Source organism: Geodermatophilus sp. DF01-2 (assembly GCF_004571065.1).
Classification (GTDB): Bacteria; Actinomycetota; Actinomycetes; order Mycobacteriales; family Geodermatophilaceae; genus Geodermatophilus.
On record NZ_SPQN01000042.1, the window covers coordinates 12,575 to 38,273 of the forward strand.

General features: G+C 74.0%; 24 protein-coding genes. 10 read left to right on the plus strand and 14 right to left on the minus strand.

The window, feature by feature from the left end:
* The first annotated feature begins 90 nt into the window (after positions 1-90).
* Positions 91-726, plus strand: coding sequence for a hypothetical protein (locus E4P41_RS12370; RefSeq protein WP_135141556.1), 636 nt, complete (start codon positions 91-93; stop codon positions 724-726).
* A 285-nt stretch (positions 727-1,011) separates the two neighbouring features.
* Here E4P41_RS12370 and purH read toward each other — a convergent pair whose 3' ends face one another.
* From purH to E4P41_RS12405, 8 genes are all read right to left on the minus strand, one after another.
* On the minus strand, positions 1,012-2,562 hold the full coding sequence (gene purH / locus E4P41_RS12375; protein WP_135141557.1) for a bifunctional phosphoribosylaminoimidazolecarboxamide formyltransferase/IMP cyclohydrolase: 1,551 nt from the start codon (positions 2,560-2,562) through the stop codon (positions 1,012-1,014).
* Positions 2,559-3,185: a phosphoribosylglycinamide formyltransferase gene (gene purN, locus E4P41_RS12380; protein WP_135141558.1), complete on the minus strand. Its 627-nt coding sequence runs from the start codon at positions 3,183-3,185 to the stop codon at positions 2,559-2,561. The genes purH and purN overlap by 4 nt, the downstream gene beginning before the upstream one ends.
* Before the next feature lie 71 nt (positions 3,186-3,256).
* Positions 3,257-4,453, minus strand: coding sequence for a DUF6350 family protein (locus tag E4P41_RS22145; protein ID WP_167761058.1), 1,197 nt, complete (start codon positions 4,451-4,453; stop codon positions 3,257-3,259).
* A 63-nt stretch (positions 4,454-4,516) separates the two neighbouring features.
* Positions 4,517-5,794 carry a hypothetical protein gene (locus E4P41_RS12385; RefSeq protein ID WP_135141559.1) on the minus strand — a complete coding sequence of 426 codons (1,278 nt, stop codon included), beginning with the start codon at positions 5,792-5,794 and terminating at the stop codon, positions 4,517-4,519.
* A gap of 224 nt (positions 5,795-6,018) precedes the next feature.
* Positions 6,019-6,897: a succinate--CoA ligase subunit alpha gene (gene sucD / locus E4P41_RS12390; protein ID WP_135141560.1), complete on the minus strand. Its 879-nt coding sequence runs from the start codon at positions 6,895-6,897 to the stop codon at positions 6,019-6,021.
* Between the two features lie 32 nt (positions 6,898-6,929).
* Entirely contained in the window at positions 6,930-8,093 is a 1,164-nt protein-coding gene (sucC, locus tag E4P41_RS12395; RefSeq protein WP_135141561.1) for an ADP-forming succinate--CoA ligase subunit beta, read from the minus strand.
* A 276-nt stretch (positions 8,094-8,369) separates the two neighbouring features.
* Entirely contained in the window at positions 8,370-8,795 is a 426-nt protein-coding gene (locus E4P41_RS12400) for a cobalamin-dependent protein (RefSeq protein WP_245177299.1), read from the minus strand.
* On the minus strand, positions 8,792-9,823 hold the full coding sequence (locus E4P41_RS12405) for a hypothetical protein (protein ID WP_135141562.1): 1,032 nt from the start codon (positions 9,821-9,823) through the stop codon (positions 8,792-8,794). The genes E4P41_RS12400 and E4P41_RS12405 overlap by 4 nt, the downstream gene beginning before the upstream one ends.
* A 169-nt stretch (positions 9,824-9,992) precedes the next feature.
* Here E4P41_RS12405 and E4P41_RS12410 point away from each other — a divergent pair, with 169 nt between their 5' ends.
* The 4 genes from E4P41_RS12410 (at position 9,993) to E4P41_RS22675 (ending at position 12,852) form a co-directional block, all read left to right on the plus strand.
* Positions 9,993-10,889 (plus strand): alpha/beta fold hydrolase, encoded by an 897-nt coding sequence (locus tag E4P41_RS12410; RefSeq protein WP_135141563.1) that lies wholly within the window; start codon positions 9,993-9,995, stop codon positions 10,887-10,889.
* 275 nt (positions 10,890-11,164) lie between these two features.
* Complete coding sequence (locus E4P41_RS12415; protein ID WP_135141564.1) at positions 11,165-11,977, plus strand: M23 family metallopeptidase; 813 nt, start codon at positions 11,165-11,167, stop codon at positions 11,975-11,977.
* A gap of 168 nt (positions 11,978-12,145) precedes the next feature.
* A complete protein-coding gene (locus E4P41_RS12420; protein WP_209307683.1) occupies positions 12,146-12,670 on the plus strand; it encodes an HAD family hydrolase in 525 nt (174 codons plus the stop codon).
* A complete protein-coding gene (locus E4P41_RS22675; RefSeq protein WP_209307684.1) occupies positions 12,667-12,852 on the plus strand; it encodes a hypothetical protein in 186 nt (61 codons plus the stop codon). Before E4P41_RS12420 ends, E4P41_RS22675 begins: the two co-directional genes overlap by 4 nt.
* On the opposite strand, the gene pcrA is transcribed toward E4P41_RS22675, so the two are convergent.
* Complete coding sequence (pcrA, locus tag E4P41_RS12425) at positions 12,828-15,152, minus strand: DNA helicase PcrA (RefSeq protein WP_135141565.1); 2,325 nt, start codon at positions 15,150-15,152, stop codon at positions 12,828-12,830. The genes E4P41_RS22675 and pcrA overlap by 25 nt on opposite strands.
* A 264-nt stretch (positions 15,153-15,416) precedes the next feature.
* On the opposite strand from pcrA, the gene E4P41_RS12430 reads away from it, so the two are divergent.
* From E4P41_RS12430 to E4P41_RS12445, 3 genes are all read left to right on the plus strand, one after another.
* On the plus strand, positions 15,417-15,689 hold the full coding sequence (locus E4P41_RS12430) for a chorismate mutase (protein ID WP_135141566.1): 273 nt from the start codon (positions 15,417-15,419) through the stop codon (positions 15,687-15,689).
* Between the two features lie 125 nt (positions 15,690-15,814).
* The gene (locus E4P41_RS12435) at positions 15,815-16,549 is read left to right on the plus strand and encodes a PIG-L deacetylase family protein (protein WP_135141567.1); all 735 of its coding nucleotides are present in this window, start codon (positions 15,815-15,817) and stop codon (positions 16,547-16,549) included.
* 232 nt (positions 16,550-16,781) lie between these two features.
* Entirely contained in the window at positions 16,782-16,982 is a 201-nt protein-coding gene (locus E4P41_RS12445) for a hypothetical protein (protein ID WP_209307685.1), read from the plus strand.
* A gap of 61 nt (positions 16,983-17,043) precedes the next feature.
* On the opposite strand, the gene gdhA is transcribed toward E4P41_RS12445, so the two are convergent.
* From gdhA to guaB, 4 genes are all read right to left on the minus strand, one after another.
* Positions 17,044-18,393: an NADP-specific glutamate dehydrogenase gene (gdhA, locus tag E4P41_RS12450; RefSeq protein ID WP_245177300.1), complete on the minus strand. Its 1,350-nt coding sequence runs from the start codon at positions 18,391-18,393 to the stop codon at positions 17,044-17,046.
* A 570-nt stretch (positions 18,394-18,963) separates the two neighbouring features.
* Positions 18,964-20,526, minus strand: a complete 1,563-nt coding sequence (gene guaA / locus E4P41_RS12455; protein WP_135141569.1) for a glutamine-hydrolyzing GMP synthase — start codon at positions 20,524-20,526, stop codon at positions 18,964-18,966.
* The gene (locus E4P41_RS12460; protein ID WP_135141570.1) at positions 20,526-21,671 is read right to left on the minus strand and encodes a GuaB3 family IMP dehydrogenase-related protein; all 1,146 of its coding nucleotides are present in this window, start codon (positions 21,669-21,671) and stop codon (positions 20,526-20,528) included. Before E4P41_RS12460 ends, guaA begins: the two co-directional genes overlap by 1 nt.
* 70 nt (positions 21,672-21,741) lie before the next feature.
* Entirely contained in the window at positions 21,742-23,247 is a 1,506-nt protein-coding gene (guaB, locus tag E4P41_RS12465) for an IMP dehydrogenase (protein ID WP_135141571.1), read from the minus strand.
* A gap of 123 nt (positions 23,248-23,370) precedes the next feature.
* Between guaB and E4P41_RS12470 the strand changes: the two genes are divergently transcribed.
* Positions 23,371-23,772, plus strand: a complete 402-nt coding sequence (locus tag E4P41_RS12470) for a DUF5319 family protein (protein WP_135141572.1) — start codon at positions 23,371-23,373, stop codon at positions 23,770-23,772.
* Between the two features lie 172 nt (positions 23,773-23,944).
* On the opposite strand, the gene E4P41_RS12475 is transcribed toward E4P41_RS12470, so the two are convergent.
* Positions 23,945-24,691, minus strand: a complete 747-nt coding sequence (locus tag E4P41_RS12475; protein ID WP_135141573.1) for a response regulator transcription factor — start codon at positions 24,689-24,691, stop codon at positions 23,945-23,947.
* 337 nt (positions 24,692-25,028) lie between these two features.
* Between E4P41_RS12475 and E4P41_RS12480 the strand changes: the two genes are divergently transcribed.
* Positions 25,029-25,328, plus strand: coding sequence for a WhiB family transcriptional regulator (locus E4P41_RS12480; protein ID WP_135141574.1), 300 nt, complete (start codon positions 25,029-25,031; stop codon positions 25,326-25,328).
* Positions 25,329-25,699: the final 371 nt, after the last annotated feature.

Sequence of the window (25,699 nt, forward strand, 5' to 3'; positions counted from 1 at the left end):
TCTGCCGGAAGAGGGGCCGCCGGACGCGACCGGCGCCCTAGGCTCGCGGGTGCGGGCGCCTTCCCGCCTGCCGTTCCGCGAGGAGTGGTGATGACCGAGCGCGAGCAGTCCCCGGCCGCCGGAGCACGGGGCCCCGACGACTGGCGCGAGCAGACGATCCCGGGCATGCAGCCGGTGCGGAGCCCGTGGGCGGACGGTGCCGCCGCCGACCCCCGGTACGCCCCGGGCCGTGGTCCCGGGCCCGTTCCCGGCTACGGCTCGCCCACGGCGCCGGACTACTCGACGAGGCCCGTGCGCGTCCGCCGGCCCGACAGCCTGGCCAGCCTGCTGCTGATCCTGGCCGGCATCGCGGCCGGGGTCAGCCTGCTGCTGCGCTGGCTGCCCGGCAGCGAGCTGACCGGGTGGGAACTGGTCCGCAGCGGGTTCGACGACCTCGGCGGGGGCGCCGGAGAGCTGCTGGGCAGCAGGCTCTGGCAGCCGATGGCGGTCGTCCTGGGCGGTGCCGCGCTGTTCGTGCTGGGCCTGCTGATGGTCCTGCCCGCCCGCACCCACCGCTTCCTCGGCGTCCTGGCGCTGCTGGTCAGCCTGGTGGCGGGGGCCGGGGTGCTGGTGCCGCTGGCCGACGTCGGTTGGGCCCCCGACACCACCGACACCGGTTTCTGGTTCGCCGTCGCCGTCCCGGTGTTCGGCCTGCTCGGCGCCCTCAAGGCGATGTTCACGCGGTGACGTCGTCGGCCTACCGGACGACACCCCCGCCAGGTGCCGCTCCCGGCCGGCACTGACCCCAGCCGTGACGTGGTCCGCGGTGACACTTGCGCTGTTCTGCCCGGTCCTGCGCTCGTGCAGGACCGCCAGTGTGGGTGGAACAGCGCACGAGCCGCCCGGCGGGATGAGGGAGACGCGGCCCCGTCCCGGGGCCCGCCCCGAGCCTGCGAGAGGTGAAGTGGACGGCGGCCTCCCTGCAGCGGCCCGCCACGAACCTGCGGGTGGCGGGGGCGAGGGGGTCCTTCATCAGTGCGCGAAGTGCCGGGTCCCGGTCAGGTAGACCGGGATGCCGGCGGCGGTCGCGGCCGCGATGACCTCGCCGTCGCGCACCGAGCCGCCCGGCTGCACGACAGCCCGCACGCCGGCGTCGAGCAGCACCTGCAGGCCGTCGGCGAACGGGAAGAACGCATCCGAGGCGGCGACCGACCCGGCGGCCCGCTCCCCCGCCCGCGCGACCGCCAGCCGGGCGGCGTCCACCCGGTTCACCTGACCCATGCCGACACCCACGGTGGCCTTGTCCTGCGCCAGGAGGATCGCATTCGACCGCACCGCGCGGACGCTGCGCCAGGCGAAGACGAGGTTGTCCAGGCCCGCGGCGTCCAGCGGCTCACCGGTGGCGAGGCTCCAGGTGGTGGGGTCGTCGCCGGGGGCGTCGATGCGGTCGGCGGTCTGGACCAGCAGCCCGCCGCTGACCGGGCGCAGCTCCGTGGCCGGCCGGCCGGCCTCGGGGAGCCGCAGCAGCCGGACGTTCTTCTTCGCGGTGAGCACCTGCAGCGCGTCCTCGGTGAACGACGGCGCGACGACGACCTCGGTGAACACCTCCGCGACCTGCTCGGCCATGGTCAGGTCGACCTCGCGGTTGGCCGCGATCACCCCGCCGAAGGCCGACACCGGGTCGCAGGCGTGCGCCTTGCGGTGCGCCGAGGCGATGTCGGTGCCGACGGCGATGCCGCAGGGGTTGGCGTGCTTGATGATCGCCACGCAGGGGTCGTCGTGGTCGTGCGCGGCCCGCCAGGCGGCGTCGGTGTCGACGTAGTTGTTGTAGGACATCTGCTTGCCGTGCAACTGCTCGGCGTGCGCCAGCCCGGACTGCCCGCTGCGGTACAGCGCCGCCCGCTGGTGCGGGTTCTCGCCGTAGCGCAGTACGTCGGCGCGCTCCCAGCCGGCGCCCACCCAGGCCGGGAAGCCGGAGTCGTCGTCCGGGGCGACGACGTTGCCCAGCCACGACGCGACGGCGATGTCGTAGGTGGCCGTGTGGCGGAAGGCCGCCGCGGCCAGCGACCGGCGCTCGGCGAGGGTGAACCCCCCGGCGGCGACGGCGGCCAGGACGTCGCCGTAGCGGGCCGGGGCGACGACGACGGCGACCGACGGATGGTTCTTCGCCGCGGCGCGCACCATCGCCGGGCCGCCGATGTCGATCTGCTCCACGCACTCGTCCGGGCTCGCTCCGGAGGCCACCGTCTCGGAGAACGGGTAGAGGTTCACCACGACCAGGTCGAACGGCGCGATGCCGAGGTCCTCGAGCTGCTGCACGTGCGCAGGGAGGCGGCGGTCGGCCAGGATCCCGGCGTGCACGGCGGGGTGGAGGGTCTTCACCCGCCCGTCCAGGCACTCGGGGAAGCCGGTGACCTGCTCGACGGGGGTGACCGGGACGCCGGCGTCGGCGATCCGCCGGGCGGTGGCGCCGGTGCTGACCAGCTCGACGCCGGCGTCGGCCAGCCCGCGGGCCAGCTCCTCGATGCCGGTCTTGTCGTACACGCCCAGCAGGGCCCTGCGGATGGGGGTGCGGTCGCTCATCGGGGGCTCTTCCTCGTCTGGGGCGGGCGGGTCGAGGGTGCAGTGACGAGCTCCGCCACCGTCTCCACCAGGAGCTCACGCTCCACGGCCTTGATCCGTTCGTGCAGCCGCGCCTCGTCGTCCCCCAGGAGGACGGGCACCTCGCGCTGGGCGATCACCGGGCCGGTGTCGACGCCGGCGTCCACCCAGTGCACGGTGCTGCCGGTGACCTCGGCGCCGGCCGCCAGGGCGTCGCGGACGGCGTGCGCGCCGGGGAACGCCGGCAGCAGCGCGGGATGGGTGTTGAGCAGCCGGCCCCCGAACGCCGCGAGCACGGCGGGGCCGACGATCTTCAGGAAGCCGGCCGAGACCACCAGGTCGGGCCGGTGCCCGGCGATGGCGGCGGCCAGCGAACGGTCCCACGCGGCGCGGTCGGGGTGGTCGCGCAGCACGCAGGTGAAGGTGGCGATCCCGCGTCGCCGGGCGTGGCCGAGCCCCGGGGCGTCGCGGTCGCTGCCGACGGCGACCACGGTGGCCGGATATCCCGGGTCCTCCGCGGCGGTCAGCAGGGCCTCGCACAGCGAACCTGTCCCGGACAGCAGGACGACGACCCGCGCCCGCGGGGACTGCTCGGAGGCGGGCACGCAGCGACCCTATAAGGACCCCGTCCTCCTCACGCCTCGCAAGCTCGGCGCGAGCCTCTGGACGGGGCCGGTCAGCCGAGGGAACGCCAGCGGGTCACGGCGGCGGCGAGCGCGGCGGCCACGCCCGCCTGGACGGCGACCGCGAGGCCGGTCGCCACGGGCGGTGCCCCCACCTCGGCCAGCGCCCCGTCCCCGAGGGAGCCGCCGGCCACCCACGCGAGCAGGCCGCACGCCACGCCGAGGAACAGCCCGGCCAGCATCCCCCACAGCCCCGCCACGACCGAGCCGCCATCGGCGTCGCCCATCCGCCGGCCCAGCGCCGCGCCGGTGACCAGGCCGGCGAGGGCCGGCACGACCTGCGAGGCGAAGGCCAGCAGCGGCACCGCCTGGGTGTCGGGCAGCGCGGCGAGCAGCGGCAGCGCGGGCACCGCGCCGAGGGTGACGCCGTGCACGGAGACGAAGGTCCCGCTGCCGACGGCGAACCCCGGGCCGGCGGCCAGCCCGATGGCGGCGGCCGCGGCGTTGGGCAGGAAGAGGAGGCCGAGCGCCAGGAGCCCGACCGCGCCGGCACCTGCCCCCCCGAGGGACCCGGACAGCGCGGCGTATCCCTCGGCGTCGGCCGCCAGCGCCGCGGCGACCATGAGCAGGCCGAGGGCGACGGCGACCAGCAGCCCGGCCAGCACCGCGCGCAGCAGCGGTTCCACCGGCCCCGGCGTGGCGTCGAGCAGGTCGTCGAGGAGGCCCGACTCGCGCGCGGTCCCCCACCCGACGGCGAGGGCGGCGAGCACCGCGCTGCCGACCGCCGTCCGCAGCAGGTCGACGTCCGCCCCGGGTGTGTCGACGAGGAGCCCGAGCAGGACGGCCAGGACCGTGTGCGTGCCGGTCGCCGTCGCCACGACGGTGATCGCCGGACGGGCGCCCGAGACGTCGCAGGTCCGGACGACGCCGCGGCCCGCGCTGGACAGACCCCAGGCGATGGCCAGGGTGAGCAGCAGCGGGGCGAGGACCAGCGGACCCGACCCGAGGGTCAGGCCGCCACCCTGGGCGAGCAGCCACAGCTGGCCGGCCAGGCGTGCCGAGCCCGCGACCGGCAGTCCGCCGGCCGGGTCGAGCGTCTGCACGACGACCGACGCCAGGCCCAGTCCCAGCAGCCCGAGCACCGACACGGCGGCGGTGGCCAGCGCGGCGAGGACGAGGGCGCGCCGGGGCCGGTGGGCGCCCGGGTCCGGCTGCGCGGGCAGGCTCAGGCGGGCGAGCAGGGAGGCCACGCCCCCACTGTCCCAAGGCGGGGCCGGGATCGCCGGACCACGCGCCCGAAGTTCTCCAGGAAGCTACGAGGACTGGTCGGACCCGGCGCCGGACGCGGTGGAGCCGCCCGGCCGGCCCGGGGTGTTGCCTTCGTCGGCCCCCGGCGGCGGCGTCGCGGAGCCCGGCGGAGCCGGGGGCGGCGGAGGCGGAGGGGGCGTCGGATAGGGCTGCTCCGGCGCGGACGGCGGATGCTCGGCGGCCTGCCCGTAGGAGGTCTGCTGGCCCGGGGGCTGCCACGGCCCGCCGACCGCGCCGCCGGACTGCCGGCCCTGTGGAGCCGGCCAGGCGTCGCCCGCCGAGCCCTCCGCGCCCTCGGACCGGGGTCGCAGCCGGTGGAGCAGGCCGAGCACGGCAGCCGTCACGGCCGCGGCCGCGGCGAGGAAGGTGAGCAGTGCGAAGAGGCTGAACCCGCCCTCGAAGGTGCTGAGCCACTCGACGAGGGTGAGCAGGAAGGCCAGCGACGTCAGACCCACGGTGACGAACCCGCGCGGGAAGGGCAGGTCCAACGCGACGACAGCGGGCACCAGCGCCCACACCGCGGCGGCGACGAGCAGCACGGCGGCGGTCGTGACCAGCCCGAAGTCGAAGCCGTTGATCGACTCGGAGAAGCCGAACCCGAAGTCGAAGGTGAACCACGGGAGGGCGGCGAAGAGCAGGAAGGCCACCGCGCAGAGGACCACGATCCAGTCACCTGGGCGTGCCCGGTGCAGGTCGAAGGCGACCGTGACGCTGGGCCGCTGCGGGGTGGGCTGTTGCCCGTAGGGCTGCTGACCGTACGGCTGCGCCCACGGCGGCTGCTGCGCGTACGGCTGCTGACCGTAGGGCGGTCCCCACGCCGGCTGCTGGCCGTACCCGGGCTGCCCGTAGGGCTGCTGGCCGTACCCGGGCGGCCCGTAGCCGGGCTGCCCGTAGGGCGGCTGACCGTACGGCTGCTGTCCGTAGCCTGGTTGACCGTAGGAAGGCTGCTGACCGTAGGGAGGCTGGCCGTATCCCGGCTGCCCGTAGGGCGGCTGCCCGCCGTGGGGCTGCTGACCGTGGGGCGGCTGCTCGCCGTAGCTCGGCTGACCGTGGGGCGGCTGTCCGCCGTGGGGCTGCTGACCGTGGGGCGGCTGCTCGCCGTAGCTCGGCTGACCGTGGGACGGCTGCACGCCGTAGCTCGGCGGCCCGTACCCAGGCTGGTTCTGCCCCTCCTGCGGATGATCCGGCCGGAGCTCCTCCTCGCCCGGCTGACGCTGCCCCGGCTGGCCCTCGCCCGGCTGCTGCCCGTACCCGCCCGGCGGCTGCGGCGGTTGACTGGTCATCGCGGGGCGCTCCTCGGTCGTGGCCTGGTGACTGCGCGGATGGTGGACACCGCCCGTACCGCTCGCAACCGCGGCGCGCCCGCCGTCCCCCGCCCGTGACGCTATCGAGTCCCCGAGACGCCGCTGCCCGGTGACCCCCGTACGGGGGACCACCGGGCAGTGGCGGCCTCCCTGCAGGGTCCCGCCGCGAGCCTGCGAGCGACGGGGGGCAGGGAGGTCCTTCTTCAGGCGCCGACGAGCTCCCGCATCAGGCGCGCGGTCTCCGACGGGGTCTTCCCCACCCGGACGCCGGCGGCCTCGAGGGCCTCCTTCTTCGCCTGCGCGGTGCCGGCCGAACCGGAGACGATCGCGCCGGCGTGGCCCATCGTCTTGCCCTCGGGCGCGGTGAAGCCGGCGACGTAGCCGGCGACCGGCTTGGTGACGTTGGCCTTGATGAAGTCGGCGGCCCGCTCCTCGGCGTCCCCACCGATCTCGCCGATCATGACGATCGCCTCGGTCTCCGGGTCGTCCTGGAAGGCCTGGAGGCAGTCGATGTGGGTGGTGCCGATGACCGGGTCGCCGCCGATGCCGACGCAGGTGGAGAACCCGATGTCGCGCAGCTCGTACATCATCTGGTAGGTCAGCGTGCCGGACTTGCTGACCAGTCCGATCCTGCCCTGCTTGGTGATGTTGGCCGGGATGATGCCGGCGTTCGACCGACCGGGGCTGATCAGGCCGGGGCAGTTCGGGCCGATGATGCGGGTCGAGCCGCCCTGGGCGTGGGCCCAGAAGGAGGTTGAGTCGTGCACCGGGATGCCCTCGGTGATGACGACGGCGAGCCCGATCTGGGCGTCGACGGCCTCGATGACGGCGTTCTTGGCACCGGCCGGCGGCACGAAGATGACGCTGACGTCGGCGCCGGTCTCCTTCATCGCCTCCGAGACGGAGCCGAAGACGGGCACGCCGGTGCCGTCGAAGTCGACGCTCTGGCCGGCCTTCTTCGGGTTCACGCCACCGACGATCGCCGTCCCCGAGGCGAGCATGCGCTGGGTGTGCTTGCGCCCCTCGGAGCCGGTCATGCCCTGGACGATGACCTTGCTGTTCTCGTTGAGGAAGATCGACATCTCTGTGGTGTCCTGTCGGGGTGTCGGGGCGATTACGCGGCGGCGAGCTCGGCGGCCCGGCGGGCGGCGCCGTCCATCGTGTCCACCAGGGTCACCAGCGGGTGGTTGGCCTCGGCGAGGATCCGCCGGCCCTCCTCCACGTTGTTGCCGTCGAGCCGGACGACCAGGGGCTTGGTCGCCTCGTCGCCGAGCAGCTGCAGGGCGTGCACGATGCCGTTGGCGACCGCGTCGCAGGCGGTGATCCCGCCGAAGACGTTGACGAAGACGCTCTTCACGGCGGGGTCGGACAGGATGATGTGCAGGCCGTTGGCCATGACCTCGGCCGAGGCGCCACCGCCGATGTCGAGGAAGTTGGCCGGCTTGACCCCGCCGAGCTCCTCACCGGCGTAGGCCACGACGTCGAGCGTGCTCATCACGAGTCCGGCGCCGTTGCCGATGATGCCGACCGCGCCGTCGAGCTTGACGTAGTTGAGGTCCTTCTCCTTGGCCGCGGCCTCCAGCGGATCGGCGGAGGCGGAGTCCTCCAGCGCCCCGTGGCCCTCGTGCCGGAAGCGGGCGTTGTCGTCGAGGGTCACCTTTGCGTCGAGCGCCAGGACCGTGCCGTCGGGCGCCTTGGCCAACGGGTTGACCTCGACGAGCGTGGCGTCCTCCTTCGCGAAGACGTCCCACAGCTGGACGGCGATGGCGATCACCTGGTCGCGCACCTCGGCGGGGAACCCGGCGGCGTCGACGATCTCGGTGGCCTTGGCGGTGTCGACGCCGGTGGTGGCGTCCACGGGGATGCGGGCCAGCGCCTCCGGGCGCTCGACGGCGAGCTGCTCGATCTCCATGCCGCCCTCGACGCTGGCCATGGCCAGGAAGGTGCGGTTGGCCCGGTCGAGCAGGTAGGAGAAGTAGTACTCCTCGGCGATGTCGCTGGCCTGCGCGACCATGACGCGGTGCGTGATGTGGCCCTTGATGTCCAGGCCGAGGATGTCCTGGGCCCGGGCGCGCGCCTCGTCCGCGTCGTCGGCGAGCTTGACGCCGCCGGCCTTGCCACGGCCGCCGGTCTTCACCTGGGCCTTGACGACGACGGGGGCGGCGATCTCCCGTGCGATCGCCTCGGCCTGCTCGGGGGTCTCGGCGACGCCGCCGGGGAGCACGGGGACGCCGTGCGAGGCCAACAGGTCACGGGCCTGGTACTCGAAGAGATCCACGAACAGGCACCGTAGCCCCCGCGTATCCGGGCCGCGCCACCGGCGTCGGGCCGGGTGCGCGGCATCACACCCGGTCGATCGGCGCCGGCCTCCTCGGCGCGGAGCCCCGGCCGTGCACCGATCCCCGGCCGTCCTCACGACGGCCCTGTCCACGGCCGGGGTGACCTCGACGGTCGCTCCCGCGGCGGCGGCTGCGGCGCGCAGCGCCACGTCGTCCTCCTGCACCGGCCCGGGCTCCGTCGACGAGCGGTGGGGTGCAGCGGCCGATCCTCCCGGTCACCGGCTGACCGCGCCGCCGACCTCCGCTCTCAGCCAGGCGGCGATCTCGTCGGGCGCCGTGTCGGCCGGGAAGACCCGGGTCAGCCCCGGCAGGCCGGCGTCCGACCCACAGCCGAAGACGACGACGTCGTCCACGCCGCGCTCGTCGAGCAGCGCGGCGAGCCGGGCGAGCAGCTCGGTCGCATCCGCAGGGAGCACCGGGAGGCCGACGGCGTCGGCGTCCTCCTGGACGACGGTGTCGGCGATCTGCTCCGGCGACTGCCGGCGGCCGGCGTAGACGACCTCCATCCCGGCATCGCGCAGGCCGCGGGCGACGGTCACGGTGGCGCGGTCCTCCCCGTCGTCCCCCGGCGCGGCGACCACGACCCGGATGCGCTCCTCGCCCACCCGGCCACCCTCGACCGCCGGGTCCGGGCCGGTCACCGGGCGGGAGCCCGGCGCAGCCGCCAGGCCAGGACGGTGAGGGCGGCGTAGCCGAGCCCGGCCACCAGGAGCCCGACGCCGGGCAGGGTCCACTCCAGCTCATCGGAGGCGGCCGCGTCCCGGAGGCCGGTCAGCCCGGCGGTGAGGACGACGACGGTGATCGCCAGCAGCCCGCCGACCGCGGCCAGCCGGGGCCGCAGCGAGGGGGCCAGCACCGAGCAGAGGACGACGGCGCCGGCGAGCAGCAGGCCCCCGAGCAGCGCCAGGCCGGGCCGCTCCAGCAGCCCCTGCGGGCCGTTCTGCTCGACGACGACCTGCAGCCCGGTCGTCGGGTCGGTGACGATCCGGGCGGGGACGTCGGCGGCCGGCAGGACCAGGCACAGGACCGCGCCGACGCCCAGCAGCGCGGCGGCGCCGGCCAGCGCCGGGCGGGCGGGGTCGAGCGCCCCGGCGTCGTCCATGACGGTGCGCCCCCAGGACGCCAGGGCCAGCGCGCCGGCCAGGACGGTGAGCCCGAGGGCGACGACGCCGAGCACCCAGCCGGGACCGACCTCGACCGAGCTGGTGAGCACCCGTTGGCCTGCGATCACCTCCACGCCCGGGCGGATGGTGGACGTGCTCGCCCGGTACAGCTCGATGAGGAGCAGGCCGAGCGCCAGCGCGCCACCCACTCCGGCGTAGGCGAGGCCGAAACGCGGCGTACGACCGGCCGCGAGGCCCCCGCCGACCGCCACCCCGACGAGGGGAGCCAGCAGGCCCACGAGCACGCTGCCCACACCACCGGCCTGGGTCACCTCCTCCCCGCCCACGACGAGGTAGGTCGGGAACAGACCGACCGCGCCGGTGAGGCCGGCGAGGACGAGCAGCACACCGGCGAGCCCCGCGGTGCGGGGCGGCTCGCCGACCACCAGCCCGTCGACCGGCACCGCGGCAGCCGGCTCGGGCGAACGCCGCGGGTCGGCACGGCGAGCAGCCGGGGTGCGCGCCGCGCCCCCGGCGGGCCGGGTGGAGCCATCGCGGCCGGCCACGGTTCCCCCTTCGTCTTGGTCACGAACTGGCCTCGGCTGGTGGCGTCGGTGTGACGACCACCACACGGTGGTCCTACCGTCAGGTGAACGGGGGCTTCACAGCGAGGCCCTGACCGCCGGGGATGCCCGAACCCGGGCTGCACCGGTGGTCACGGAACGGGGAGGGACGATGCAGTTGCTCGGCGACCCGGAGTCCGACCCAGCGTCGCACACCGACGCCCGACGGCCGGGAGCGCCACGGCACCCGGTGCGCTCGCTGCTGACCCGGGCCACGCTGACCGGCGGGATCGCCGAACTGGCTCTCGTCGGGGCCCACGTGCTCATGTACCCGCTGGGCACCCGCACCCAGCGACTGCGGCCCGACCCGCGCTGCCGCCCCGGCGAACAGCCGCCGGGGGCGCGGGCCCTGTTCGCCGCCGACCCGCTGGCCGCCCGCATCCCCGTCGTCCTCGTGCACGGCCTGATCGACAACCACTCGGTCTTCGCGGTGATGCGGCGCAGCCTCCGCCGCCGCGGGTTCACCTCCGTCTGCTCCTGGAACTACAGCCCGCTGCTGTCCGACGTCGCCCGCGGCGCGGCGGACCTCGGGGAGCACCTGCAGCGCATCTGCGAGCAGACCGGGCACGACCGGGTGCACGTGGTCGGGCACAGCCTCGGCGGGCTGATCGCCCGCTACCACGTGCAGCGGCAGGACGGCGACCAGCGCGTCGAGTCGCTCGTGACCCTGGGGACGCCGCACCAGGGGTCGTTGCTCGCGCACCTGCTGCCCACCCCGCTGGTACGCCAGTTGCGACCGGGGTCGGCGGTGCTGCAGGAGCTGGCGAAGCCCGCGCCGGGCGTGCGCACCCCCGTGACCGCGATCTACAGCGACCTCGACCAGATGGTCATCCCGACCAGTGCCGGGCGGTGCGACCATCCGGACCTGCAGGTCCGCAACGTCCTGGTCCGCGGGGTCGGGCACATGTCGCTGCCGTTCCACCGGAGCGTGGTCGACGAGGTCGCCACGACCCTGGCCGGGCTGCGGCAGCCCTACCCGGCCGCACCGGCGCCGGCCGCCGTCGCCTGAGCCGGCTTCCTCTCCCCGGCCCGCCGCACCGAGACGGTGTGGCGGGCGGTCGTGTCCTGCGGCACGGGGCCACGCCCGCGCCCAATGACCTCACGGACTGCAGACAAATAGATACGGAGTGTCGCTGACCGACCCCGGCCTGACCGATCGTTACGGTCCGATCACGGCACCGGCACCTCGCCGGCGGACGTCCCGGACGTCCCAGCCGCCGTCGCTCCCCCGACGGGCCGCCCCCGCGGCACCCGCTCGGAGACCGCTCACGAAGGAGGTGCCCCGTGGCCCGCTCGACCGGCCCCGCGCTGCTGGAGCGACCGCGCACCGACGGTGAGCCGGCTGCCGACGCCGTCCCCGCCTCGGCCACCTGCACGGGCGAGCTCGCCGACGCACCGGCGGCCGAGGCCGCCGACGAGCAGCCGGCCCGTGCCCGGCGCCGCAGCATCCCCCGCCCGCCCGGCCGGCGTGGGCCGCTGTGGCTGGCCGCGCTCGTCGCCGGCGCGGTCGTCGCCGCACTGCCGAGCACGCTGGGCACCGGGCCGACCGAACTGTCGCTCAGCGCCGCCGACTACGGCCTGGGGATCGCCTCCGACGTCGACTTCAGCGGCGACATGGAGGACGCCGGCGTGCGCCGCGGCATCAGCGAGGCCGAAGCGCAGGCCCGGCTCGGCGAGCTGGCCGCCTCCCGCGCCGCCCGGGAACCCAAGACGGCGCTGCCCACCGAGGGCCGGATGACCACCTGCTTCTGCATGCGCTGGGGCACGATGCACTACGGCATCGACCTCGCCGCCCCGTTGGGCACCCCGATCCACTCGGCCACCGACGGCGTGGTCATCCGCGCCGGGCGGGCCTCCGGGTACGGCAACGCCGTCTACATCCAGGACGCCGACGGCAACGTGCACGTCTACGGCCACATGCGCTACTACGACGTCGAGGCCGGCGACCTCGTGCACGCCGGCGACCAGATCGCGAAGGTCGGCAACGAGGGACAGTCGACCGGGCCGCACCTGCACTACCAGATCCACCGGGGCGCCATGAACGGGCGACCCATCGACCCCGAGGAGTTCCTCGCCGAGCGCGGCGTCCACATCTAGCCGCCGTCCTCCCGATCACTCCTGCGCTGCTTCGCCTGCTCCTGCGGTGTTGCAGGACCGCAGGAGCGCGTGCAGCACCGCAAGAGCTCGCTGTCCGAGCACGCGCCTGCGCCAGCGACTCCCCGAACCACACGAGGGATCGTGCAGCGGCCGTGCTGGGATGGATCCGTGGGAGGTCTGCGCGTGGTGCTGTTCGACCTGGACGGCACGCTGTTCGACCACCGCGGCGCCGTCACCACCGCGCTCGAGGGCTGGCTGCCCTCCTTCGGCGCCACGGCGTCAGCGGAGTTCGTCGACGCCTGGTTCGCCGCCGAGGAGCGTCACTTCTCCGCGTGGCGCCGGCGCGAGGTCACCTTCGCCGAGCAGCGGCGCCGTCGTCTGCGGGACGTGCTCCCACTCATCGGCCACCCCGTGGAGGACACGGACGGGCTCGACGACGTCTTCGCCGGCTACCTGCGTCACTACGAGGAGGCGTGGCAGGTCTACGACGACGTCGATGCGGCGTTGGCCGAGCTGACCGGACGCGGCCTACGCCCGGCCGTGCTGTCCAACGGGACGGTCGAGCAGCAGACGGCCAAGCTCGAGCGGACCGGCCTCGCGGGCCGGGTCGGGACCCTCGTCACCGCGGAGGAGCTGGGCGCGGCCAAGCCGTCCCGGTTGCGTACGCCTCGGCGTGCGAGCGGCTGGGCGTGACGCCGGCTGAGGTGCTGCACGTCGGCGACCTGTACGACCTCGGCGTCCTGGCCGCCCGCGCCGCGGGCCTGCACGCCCTCCATCTGGACCGGCAGGACGGCGGCCCGCACGACGAGCCGTGCCGGATCACGACGCTCCGCGACCTCGGCCGCGTCGTTCAGAGCTTGACGAGCGGGGCGTAGCGGAGCACGAGGCGCTTCGTGCCGCCCGAGCCGAAGTCGACCGTCGCCTGGGCCTTGTCCCCGACACCGGTGACCTCGACGACGGTGCCCAGCCCGAACGCGTCGTGGCTGACCCGGTCCCCCACGTCGACGGAGATGACCGGCCGGTTGCCCGCGCCGCCGCGCAGCCCGCCGGTGGACAGCCCGGTAGCGGCGACCCGCTGCTGCGCGGAGCGGTAGCCGGTGCTCGGGGCCGGCACCGGCTCCTTGCCCGCCCACTGCACGGTGTCGGGCGGCAGCTCGTCGAGGAAGCGGGACGGCGGGTTGTAGGCCGGCTGACCCCAGCTGGTGCGCACCGTCGCCCGCGAGATGAACAGCCGCTGCTGCGCCCGGGTGATGCCGACGTAGGCCAAGCGGCGCTCCTCCTCGAGCTCGCGCGGGTCCCCGAGGGCGCGCAGGTGCGGGAAGACGCCGTCCTCCATGCCGGTGAGGAAGACGACCGGGAACTCCAGGCCCTTGGCGGTGTGCAGGGTCATCAACGTGACGACGCCCGCCTCGTCGCCGGCGGTGTCGTCACCCGACCCCGCCGCCCCACCGGGAATCTGGTCGGCGTCGGCGACCAGCGACACCTGCTCGAGGAAGTCGGTGATCGAGCCGCCGGGGTTGGCCGCCTCGAACTCCGCGGCCACCGAGATGAGTTCCTTGAGGTTGTCGACCCGGCCCTCGTCCTGCGGGTCGGTGCTGGCCGAGAGCTCGGCGAGGTAGCCGGTGCGGTCGAGGATGCTCTCCAGCAGCGCGGCCGGACCCGACCCGGTCTCGACCAGCTGCTCGAACTCCTCCAGCAGCGCGACGAACTCCTGGATCGCCTTGAGGGAACGGGGCGCCAGCGTGTGGACCTCCGAGCAGCGGCGCAGCGCGCTGGCGAAGGCGATCCGCTCCCGGTCGGCGAAGGTCTCGATGCAGGACTCGGCCTTCTCGCCGATCCCCCGCTTGGGCACGTTGATCACCCGGCGCAGGCTCACCACGTCGGCCGGGTTGGCGACCACCTTCAGGTAGGCCAGCGCGTCGCGGACCTCCTTGCGCTCGTAGAAGCGCACCCCGCCGACGACCTTGTAGGGCATGCCGACGCGGATGAACACCTCCTCGAAGACACGGGAGGCGTTGTTGGTCCGGTAGAAGACCGCGATGTCGCGGGGCTTGACCTTGCCCTCGTCGACCAGCGCGTCGATCTGCTCGGCGGCCCACGCGGCTTCGTCGTGCTCGTTCTCGGCGACGTAGCCGCGGATCAGCGCGCCCTCGCCGGCGTCGGTCCACAGGTTCTTCGGACGGCGCCCGGTGTTCTTCGCGATGACCTGGTTCGCGGCCCTGAGGATCCGCTGGGTCGAGCGGTAGTTCTGCTCCAGCAGGATCGTGGTGGCCTGCGGGTAGTCGCGCTCGAACTCGTCGATGTTGCGGATCGTCGCGCCGCGGAAGGCGTAGATCGACTGGTCGGCGTCCCCGACGACGCACAGCTCGGCGGGCGGCACCGGGCCCTCACCCGTGCCGACCAGCTCGCGGACCAGCACGTACTGGGCGTGGTTGGTGTCCTGGTACTCGTCGACGAGCACGTGCCGGAAGCGGCGACGGTAGTGCTCGGCGACGTCCGGGAAGGCCTGCAGCAGGTGCACGGTCGTCATGATCAGGTCGTCGAAGTCCAGCGCGTGCGCCTGGCGCAGCCGCTGCTGGTAGAGCGTGTACGCCTCGGCGAGCACCTTCTCCGGGGCCGTGACCGGCGTGAACGACTCCTCGTCCACCAGCTCGTTCTTCAGGTTCGAGACCTGCGCGGCCAGGCTGCGGCCCGGGTAGCGCTTGGCGTCGAGGTCGAGGTCGCGGGCGACCATCGTCATCAGCCGCACCGAGTCGCCCTGGTCGTAGATCGTGAACGACGACTTCAGGCCCAGCTTGGCCGCCTCGGCGCGCAGGATGCGCACGCACATCGAGTGGAACGTCGACACCCACATGGCCCGGGCGCGCGGGCCGACCAGCGCGGCGACCCGCTCCTTCATCTCCCCGGCGGCCTTGTTGGTGAAGGTGATCGCCAGGACCTCGCCCGGTTGCACGCCGCGGGCCCCGAGCAGGTAGGCGATCCGGTGGGTCAGCACCCGGGTCTTGCCGGAGCCGGCGCCGGCGACGATGAGCAACGGGCTGCCCTCGTGGACGACGGCCTGCCGCTGGGGGCCGTTGAGACCGGCGAGCATCCGGTCCAGCTCCCGCCCCACCGATCCTGCGGCCGAGCGCTGGAGGGAGGCGGTACCGGGGAGGGCCTGCTGGACGCTGCTCATGACCACACCACTGTAGTTCGACCGGGTGACAGGCCCGGTTCGTCGGGAACGCCCGTCCCACGAGCCCCGCTGGCGCCCGCCGTCGTCCCTGTGGCAGACTCTGTCCCGTGCTCGCCTCCTTCAGCTTTTACTACGGCCACCGGGTTCCGGTGTCCGTCACCGCTGGCTGAGCACAGCCGCACACAGACGCCCCGGGCCCGAAGAGCCCGGGGCGTTTCTCGTCTCCGGGGTCCGACGGCCTCCTGCCCGCCCCGGAGGCCCCCCATGACCGCCACCCTCCCCACGACGTCCACCGCCGACGAGCGCATCGCCGAGCTCCGCGAGCAGATCGACGACTGCGACGCCGAGATCATCCGGCTGGTGCAGCGCCGGCTGGCCGTGTCGCAGGAGATCGGTGAGCTGCGCCGCGCCTCCGGCGGCACCCGGCTCTCCCTCTCCCGCGAGCAGCAGGTGCTCACCCGGTTCCGGACCGAGCTCGGCCCGGACGGCGCGACGCTCGGCATGCTGCTGCTGCGCCAGGGCCGCGGCCGCCTGTGACCATGGCCCTGTAGGGGCCCGCCGCCGGCCCCGTCCAGGGCACTGCCCTGAGCTCGCGAAGGGCGGGGAGGACGGGGTCCTGCTCCGGTGGGGGGCAGAAGGGTCCTTCTCCTAGGCTGCCGCGGGTGACCTCCCTGCAGCCCCGGAAGCCGGCCGAGCACGTCGAGCGCGCCCTGTGCGTGCTCGCCCACCCCGACGACGTGGACTTCGGCAGCTCCGGCACCGTCGCGACCTGGACCGCGGCCGGCACCGAGGTGACCTACCTGATCGTCACCGACGGGGACGCCGGCGGCTTCGACGACACCCCGCGTGACCGGATGGGCGCCCTGCGGCGGGCCGAGCAGGAGGCGGCGGCCAAGGCGGTCGGGGTGGAGGACGTCCGGTTCCTCGGCTACCCCGACGGCCGGCTCGAGCTGACCCTCGACCTGCGCCGTGACATCACCCGGGTGATCCGCCAGGTCCGCCCGCAGCGGGTGCTGACCAGCTCGCCGGAGCGGATGTGGGATCGGATCGGGGCCAGCCATCCCGACCACATGACCGTGGGCGAGTCCACGCTGCGCACCGTCTACCCCGACGCGCGCAACCCCTTCGCCTTCCCCGAGCTGCTCGCCGACGAGGGCCTCGCGGCCTGGACCGTGTCCGAGGTGTGGCTGACCGCCAGCCCGCGGGCCGACCACGTCGTCGACGTGACCGACGTCGTCGAGCTGAAGTTCGCGGCGCTGAAGAGCCACGTCACCCAGGTCAGCCACATGGACGGCCTCGAGCCGTTCGTCACCGACTGGATGCGCCAGACCGGGCGCCGCCTGGGCCTGCCGGAGGGCCGGCTCGGCGAGGCCTTCCAGGTCGTACACACTCTGTGATCTGTCGGCCTACCGGCCGACACCGCGGCCCGGAGCCGTCCCGACAGCTGCATCACCTCCCCCTCGCGGGCGCTGAGCAGGTCCAGGCCGGGGTCGGTGGCCAGGCCCTCCGGCTGCAGGGCGGACGGCGACGTCGCGGCGAACGCGTCGAGCACGAAGCCGGCCAGCCGCGGGCTGAACACGACGTCGCCGTCGGCGACGCGGGCGACGGCGTCCCGCAGGTCCGGCCCGGATGGTCTTGGCGCCTGGCAGGACGTCGAGCCGCTGGAGCTCGAGGACCCGCCGCCGCCTCGGCGCCGCGGGGGTGCTGACGGCCGGCGCGGTGCTGCCGCTGGGCCTGGTGACCGACGGCGGCCTGCTCTGGCTGGTGCTCATCGGCGGCGGGATCGCCCTGCTGGTGACCGAACTCCGCCGGGCCGGCCGTAGGCGCTGACCCGAGCGGACCGGAGGGCCCGGGGAGCGGATCGCTCCCCGGGCCCTCCGTCGCTGCGAACCTAGATGAGGCCGTGGGCGTGGACGGCCTCGGCCACGTCGAGGAAGCCGGCCACGTTGGCGCCGAGCACCAGGTCGCCCGGGCTGCCGTACTCCTCCGCGGTGGCGTGGCAGCGGGCGTGGATGCCCCGCATGATCTCCTCCAGCCGGGCCTCGCTGTGCTCGAAGGTCCAGCTGTCGCGGGAGGCGTTCTGCTGCATCTCCAGCGCGGAGGTGGCCACGCCTCCGGCGTTCGCGGCCTTGCCGGGGGCGAAGGCGATCCCGGCGTCCCGGAACACCCGCACCGCCTCCGGTGTGGCCGGCATGTTGGCGCCCTCGACGACGTAGCGGCAGCCGTTGCGGCCCAGTACCGACGCGGCGTCGCCGTCCAGCTCGTTCTGGGTGGCGCTGGGGATGGCGACGTCGCATGGGGTGTCCCAGATGCTGCCGCCCTCGACGAAGGACGACGAGGGCACTCGTTCGGCGTACGCGCCGATCCGCGCCCGCTCGACCTCCTTGACCTGCTTGAGGACCTCGAGGTCGATGCCCTTCTCGTCGACGACGTAGCCGGTGGAATCCGAGCAGGCCACGGCCCGGCCGCCGAGCTGGTGCACCTTCTCGATGGCGTAGACGGCGACGTTGCCCGAGCCGCTGACGGTGACCCGCCTGCCGTCGAAGGACTCGCCGCGCACCTTCATCATCGCGTCGGCGAAGAAGGCCGCGCCGTACCCGGTGGCCTCGGTGCGCACCTGGGCGCCGCCCCAGCCGAGGCCCTTGCCGGTGAGCACCCCCGACTCGTAGCGGTTCGTGATCCGCTTGTACTGGCCGAAGAGGTAGCCGATCTCGCGGGCACCGACGCCGATGTCGCCGGCCGGGACGTCGGTGTACTCACCCAGGTGCCGGTACAGCTCGGTCATGAACGACTGGCAGAACCGCATGACCTCGGCGTCGGACCGGCCCTTGGGATCGAAGTCGGAGCCGCCCTTGCCGCCGCCGATCGGCATGCCGGTCAGCGCGTTCTTGAAGATCTGCTCGAAGCCGAGGAACTTGACGATCCCCAGGTTGACCGAAGGGTGGAACCGCAGGCCGCCCTTGTAGGGCCCGAGGGCGGAGTTGAACTCCACGCGGAAGCCGCGGTTGATGTGCACCTCGCCGCGGTCGTCCTGCCAGGGGACGCGGAAGATGATCTGCCGTTCCGGCTCGCAGATGCGCTGGACGGTCTTCATCTCGGTGTACTCGCTGTGCCGGTCGAGCACCACGGCCAGCGACTCGAGCACCTCGCGCACCGCCTGGTGGAACTCCGTCTCGCCGCGGTTGCGCTGCACCACCTCGTCGTAGATGCCCTGGACCACCGCCGGGACGTGACCGTTCACGACTGCTTCCTCACTGCTCGTCCCCCGTCCGCTGACATGGGGATGTCTCCGGGTCGACCGTGTCATCGCCCGCGGGTCGCCGTCCCCGACCGTACGGCGAGGGGACGACGCCTGTACTACCGGGTGACCGCGACCGTCCGCGCCAGGAGCCGCACCGACCACGACGGAACGGGGACCGCTGACGCCTCCCCGCTCATCGCAGGGGAGCTCGACGCCCGGCCCGTCCGGACCGCACACGGTGAGGATCGGCCGGGACCGTCACGACCGGTCGGCCGCGACGACGTCGGAGAGCTGCGCTCCCCCGGCCGGCAGCGACACGAGCAGCCGCGACGCGCGCGGCGTCCGGGCGGGGACGAACACCGGCGCCCACACGCGTCGAGGGAGAAGGCGGCGACCGCGTCGACGTCGGACTCGGTCAGCGGGCGGATCACCACGTCGGCCTCCTGCAGGGCCCCGCCGTTGGCCCCGTCCAGAGGCTCGTCTCGAGCCTGCGACGTGCTGGAACGGCCCTCCTGCAGGGTCCCGCGCCGAGCGTCAGCGAGGGGTGGGGGCAGGAGGGTCCTTCGTCTTCTACTCCCACTCGATGGTGCCCGGCGGCTTGCTCGTCACGTCGAGCACGACCCGGTTCACCTCGGGCACCTCGTTGGTGATCCGCGTGGAGATGCGGGCCAGGACGTCGTAGGGCAGCCGGGTCCAGTCGGCGGTCATCGCGTCCTCGCTGGACACCGGCCGCAGCACGACCGGGTGGCCGTAGGTGCGCCCGTCGCCCTGGACGCCGACCGAGCGGACGTCGGCCAGCAGCACCACCGGGCACTGCCAGATCTCGCGGTCGAGCGTCGCGGCGGTGAGCTCGGCCCGGACGATCGCGTCGGCCTTGCGCAGCACGTCGAGCCGCTCGCGGGTGACCTCACCGACGATCCGGATGCCCAGCCCGGGGCCCGGGAACGGCTGCCGCCACACCAGCGACTCGGGCAGGCCCAGCTGCAGGCCGACCTCCCGCACCTCGTCCTTGAACAGCGTGCGCAGCGGCTCGACGAGGGTGAAGGTGAGGTCCTCGGGCAGCCCGCCGACGTTGTGGTGGCTCTTGATGTTCGCCGTCCCCGTGCCGCCGCCGGACTCGACGACGTCGGGGTAGAGCGTGCCCTGGACGAGGAAGTCGACCGTCTCCCCGTGGGCCTGCGCGTCGTGGACGACGTCGAGCGCGGCCTGCTCGAAGACGCGGATGAACTCCCGGCCGATGATCTTGCGCTTCTGCTCGGGATCGCTGACCCCCGCCAGCGCGCCGAGGAACTGCGACCGGGCGTCGACCACCCGCAGGTCGGCGCCGGTGACCGCGACGAAGTCCCGCTCGATCTGCTCGGTCTCGCCCTCCCGCATAAGCCCGTGGTCGACGTAGACGCAGGTCAGCCGGTCGCCGATGGCCCGCTGGACGAGCGCCGCGGCCACCGCCGAGTCGACCCCACCGGACAGCGCGCACAGCGCCCGCCGGTCGCCGATCCGGGCGCGGAGCCGCTCGACCTGCTCCTCGACGACGTTGGCCATCGTCCAGGTCGGCTCGAGGCCGGCGATGTCGAACAGGAAGTGCTCGAGCACGGTCTGCCCGTGCGCGGTGTGCCGCACCTCGGGGTGGAACTGCACACCGGCGAGCTTGCGGTCGACGTCCTCGAAGGCGGCGACCGGCGCCCCGGTGGACGTCGCGGTGACGGTGAACCCCGGCGGAGCGGCGCTGACGGCGTCCCCGTGGCTCATCCACACCGACTGCTCGACCGGCATGCCGCCGAACAGCCGCCCGGCGGTGGTGACCGTCAGCGGCGTCCCGCCGTACTCGCGGTCGCCGGTGTGCGCGACCGTCCCGCCCAGCGACTGCGCCATCGCCTGGAAGCCGTAGCAGATGCCGAACGCGGGGACGCCGGACTCGAACAGCGCCGGGTCGACCTGCGGCGCCTCGGGCGCGTAGACGCTCGACGGGCCACCGGAGAGGACGATCGCCGCGGGCTTGCGGGCGACGATCTCCTCGGCCGGGACGTCGGAGGGGACGATCTCGGAGTAGACCCCGGCCTCACGGATCCGCCGCGCGATGAGTTGGGCGTACTGCGCGCCGAAGTCGACGACGAGGACGGTCGGGAACTCCATCAGGACGCGCCGTCCCCCCGACCGCCGAGCACCAGATCCACCCGCTGGAACTCCTTGAGATCCCGGTAGCCGGTCTTGGCCATGGTCCGGCGCAGCGCGCCGAAGAGGTTGGTCCGCCCGTCGGCCGTCCGCGCCTCCCCGAGCAGCACGTCGTCCAGCGAGCCCGCCGGGGCGATCGGCGCCGACGTCCCGCCGCGGGGCAGCCGCGGGTGCGCGGCCACCGAGTCCCACCAGATGCCGCCGCCGGGGGCCTCGGCGGCCGCGCGCAGCGGCTCGCCGAGCTGGACGGCGTCCGCGCCGCACGCCAGCGCCCGGGCGATGGCGCCGCTGGTCTCGATCCGGCCGTTGGCGATGACGTGCACGTACCGGCCGCCGGTCTCGTCGAGGTAGTCGCGGCGGGCCGCGGCGGCGTCGGCGATCGCGCTGGCCAGGGGCACGCGGATGCCCATGACGGCGTCGGTCGTGGAGTAGGTGTCGGCGCCGACGCCGACGATCACGCCCGCCGCGCCGGTGCGCATCAGGTGCAGCGCGGTCTGGTAGTTGGCCGCGCCTCCGACGATGACCGGGACGTCGAGGTCGGCGATGAAGTCCTTGAGGTTGAGCGCGTCGCCCTGGGTGGTGACGTGCTCGGCGGAGACGATCGTGCCCTGGATGACGAGCAGGTCCACGCCGGCCGCCAGCACCGTCGGGGCGAGCTGGAGGGTGTGCTGCGGGGAGACGCGCACCGCGGTGGTCACCCCGGCGTCCCGGATCTCCTTGACCCGGGCGGTGACCAGGTCCGGCTTGACCGGCTCCGCGTAGACCTCCTGCAGCAGCGACACCGGCAGGGCACCGTCGTCGGCCACCTCCCGGAGCCGCCGGTACACCGGCGCGGGGTCGTCGTACCGGGTCCACAGCCCCTCGGCGTTGAGCACGCCGAGGCCGCCGGCCTGCCCCACGGCGACCGCGGTCGCCGGGCTCACCACGGCGTCCGACGGGCTGGTCACCAGCGGGATGTCGAACCGGAAGGCGTCGATCTGCCAGGCAGTGGAGACGTCGTCCATGTCGCGGGTGCGCCGGGACGGGACGATCGAGACCTCGTCGAGGTCGTACCCCCGGCGGGCGAAGCGGTTGAGGCCGATCTCGACGGTGTCGCGCGTGGGCATGCTCAGCGCCCCCTGCAGTTCGGGGCTTCGACGGTCTGACGGTCGCAAGGACCCGTCGCTGGCATACCACTCACCGTCCGCGGTAGTTCGGGGCTTCGACAGTCATCTGGATATCGTGGGGGTGGCTCTCCACCAGGCCGGCCGAGGTGATCCGCGTCAGCTGCCCGCGCTCCTGCAGGTCAGCGACGGTCTGCGCGCCCGCGTAGCCCATCGAAGCCCGCAGGCCGCCGACGAGCTGGTGGGCGACGCCGGACAGCGGGCCGCGGTAGGGCACCTGGCCCTCGATGCCCTCGGGGACGAGCTTGTCGTCGGAGAGGACGTCGTCGGCGAAGTAGCGGTCGCGGCTGAAGGACTGGTTGCCACGCTTCTGCATCGCGCCCAGCGACCCCATGCCGCGGTAGGTCTTGTACTGCTTGCCGTTGACGAAGACCAGCTCGCCCGGCGCCTCCTCGACGCCGGCGAACAGGCCGCCGATCATCACCGTGTCGGCGCCGGCGACCAGGGCCTTGGCGATGTCGCCGGAGTACTGCAGCCCGCCGTCGGCGATCACCGGGACGCCGGCCGGGCGGGCCGCCAGCGCCGCCTCGTAGATGGCGCTGACCTGCGGGACGCCGACGCCGGCGACCACGCGGGTGGTGCAGATGGAGCCGGGGCCGACCCCGACCTTGACCGCGTCCACGCCGGCGTCGACCAGCGCCTGGGCACCGGCGCGGGTGGCGACGTTGCCGCCGACGACCTGGACGCCGAAGTCGGCCTTGACCCGCCCGACCATCTCCAGCACCGCGCGCTGGTGGCCGTGCGCAGTGTCGACGACGAGCACGTCGACACCGGCGTCGACCAGCAGCCCGGCGCGCTTGTAGGCGTCGTCGCCGACGCCGAGGGCCGCGCCCACCACGAGGCGGCCGTCGTCGTCCTTGGTGGCGTTCGGGTACTGGTCGCGCTTGACGAAGTCCTTGACCGTGATCAGCCCGCGCAGCCGGCCGGCGTCGTCCACGAGCGGCAGCTTCTCGACCTTGTTCTTGCGCAGCAGGGCCAGCGCGGTGTCGGCGTCCACGCCGACGGGGGCGGTGACCAGCGGCATCGGCGTCATGACGTCGCGGACCAGCACCGACTGGTCGGTCTCGAAGCGCATGTCGCGGTTGGTGACGATGCCGACCAGGACGCCGTTCGCGTCCACCACCGGAGCGCCGGAGATGCGGTAGCGGGCCGACAGCGCGTCGACCTCGGCGAGGGTGTTGTCGGGCGAGCACGTGACCGGGTTGGTCACCATGCCGGCCTCCGAGCGCTTGACCAGGTCGACCTGCCCGGCCTGCTCCTCGGCGGCGAGGTTGCGGTGCAGGACGCCGATGCCGCCGACCCGGGCCATGGCGATCGCCATGCGGGCCTCGGTGACGGTGTCCATCGCGCTGGAGAGCAGCGGCACGGCCAGCCGGATGCCGCGGGTCAGCCGGCTGCTGGTGTCGACCTCGGCCGGGACGACGTCGGACGCGCCGGGGACGAGCAGGACGTCGTCGTAGGTCAGGCCGAGCGGGGCGAACTTCGCCGGCAGCTCGGGGACGAACTCGTCGGGCTGCATCGGTTGCCGCCACCCCTCACGGATCGGCCGGCACCCTCGTGGGCGCGCGGGGAGCCGCTGTCGATCGTAGGCGGCGCGCCATGGGGCTCTGTGTGATCCCCGCCCGGCCACTACCGTGGACCCGTGAGTTCTTGGGACGACGCTTCCGGGCCCGACTTCGGGCCCGCCGACCAGCCAGGTCCGCCGCCGCTGACCATGGAGGAACGGGCCGGCGTCCTGGACGACCTCGCCGAACTGGAGGTGTTCCGGACGCTCCTGGAGCCGACCGGCATCAAGGGGATCGTCGTCGACTGCCCCGACTGCGACGCGGAGCACCACGTCGACTGGGCGCTGATGCAGGCGAATCTGCGCCAGCTGCTCGAGGAGGGCCAGACCGGCCGGCACGAGCCGCCGTTCGACCCCGACCCCGACGACTACGTCAGCTGGGACTACGCCAGCGGCTACGCCGACGGGATCGCCGCGATGGCCGAACGCGAGGAGCCCGGTGGGGAGGGCCGCGCCGGGAAGCACGCCCGCGAGGACTGAGAACACGCTGAGCGCCCTCTCCCACACCAGGAGAGGGCGCTCGACGTGTGTCGGGTACGGCACCCCGGCCGCGTGTCCTGAGGAGCGGGGGCCCGAAGGGTCCCCCGACGAAGGACGGGTGGGGCTCAGCGCCAGTCGGGGACGGCACCTGGCCGCGGTGCGCCGCAGTGACTCACTGCATCATCCCGCGGCGGAAGCCGGTGGCCACCGCCTCGGCGCGGTCCTTGGCGCCGAGCTTGCGGAACAGCCGGCGCGCGTGGGTCTTGATGGTGTCCTCGGACAGGTAGAGCTCGCGGCCGATCTGGGCGTTGCTCTTGCCCTGGCTCATGCCGGTGAGCACCTGCATCTCGCGCATCGAGAGACTGACCGGCGCGGCCTCGCGGACGGTCGAGCGCACCGTCGTGGGCGCCCCCCCGGCCAGCGGGGTCGCGCCGATCCAGGACGGCGCCGGTGCGGCGCCGACCGAGGCCAGCGGCACCGGCTGCGTCGGGATGGACGGCACCGGGCCGCGCCCGTCCACCCGCAGGCCGACCCGCGAGAGGCCCAGGCCCATCTCCAGGGCGGTGGCGTCCCAGCGCAGGTACCCGCGGGCGCCGACCGCGACCGCTGCCCGGACGGTCTCGGCGTCGTCCGGTGCGCCGAGCACCAGGACCGGCAGCCTCGGGTTGGCGCGCAGGGCCTGGGTGGCGACGGTCAGCCCCGAGTCCACCGCGCGCTGGGTGCCGATCAGCAGGACGTCGGGCCGGCGGGTGGCCAGCCGGGCCATGAGGGCAGCGGCCTCGCCGACGACCTCCACCCTGCCCACGAACGGCAGCGCCACCAGCCGGCCCGCGATGTCGTCGCGGACCCGTCGGCGCTCGTCGTAGACCCACACGGTCGTCGTGCCGTGGCCGGGTCCGCGCATCCTGTCGTCGATCACGCCTGCTCCTCGCTCGCCGGCCGCACCTGCCGACCGGGCCCCACCGTCCGGATCCCCCGGCCGGGTGTCGCTCGGACGTGCGTCCCGCCCGGGGACCCCACGTCGCCGCTCCGGCCGGACCGGAGCCGCCGACGGGTGTCCCGTGGCGGTGTTCGGCACGGCCTGCAGCCACCTTGATCGACTTCCGGGAGCGGCGACACCCGCTCTCACCCAGCGGGGGGAGACGGGAGCCGTGAAAATGCGGGGTCACCGTGTGTTTGACCCGCGGAGACGTCGGGCACCGGCCCCCTTGCAGCCGGACCGCCCCCTCCGGCTCGCACCGAGCCGAGGAGGACGAATGGCTGACATCCGCCGCCTGCCCACGCCCGTCGCCGAGGTCTGGGACTGGCAGCTGCACGGATCCTGCCGCGGAGAGAGCACGGCGCTGTTCTTCCACCCGGACGGCGAGCGCGGCCCCGCCCGGGCTCGTCGCCAGGCGGCCGCCAAGGCCGTCTGCGGACGTTGCCCGGTCGTCGATGCCTGCCTCAAGCACGCGCTCTCGGTCCGCGAGCCCTACGGGGTCTGGGGTGGCATGAGCGAGGAGGAGCGGGCCCGGCTGATCGCCGCGGAGCCCGTCGCCGTCGCCGCGGGGGTCTGAAGAAGGGCCCTCCTGCCCCCCGCCCCTCGCACGCTCGCGGCGGGATCCTGCAGGAGGGCCGCCCTCCTCTCCAGCCTTGCAAGCTCGGGGCGGAACCGGGAGGGGGCCACAGCACATACGACAGAGGGCCGGTCCAGCAACTGCTGGACCGGCCCTCTGTCGTATGTGCGGCGTGCGCGGACACCGTCCGGGCTCACCGCTGCGGCTCCTGGCTCACGACCAGTGGTGAGCCACGAGCCGCAACGATCGAGCCTGTCGCATAAAGCCGCGTGCCTGAGCGGGTGCGGGCGGTAGTTGCGGGAGAATGGGGCATGCCGCAGAACTTCATCCGCGCGGATGTCGATCAGGGGTTTCTGCTGCCGCCGGATGTG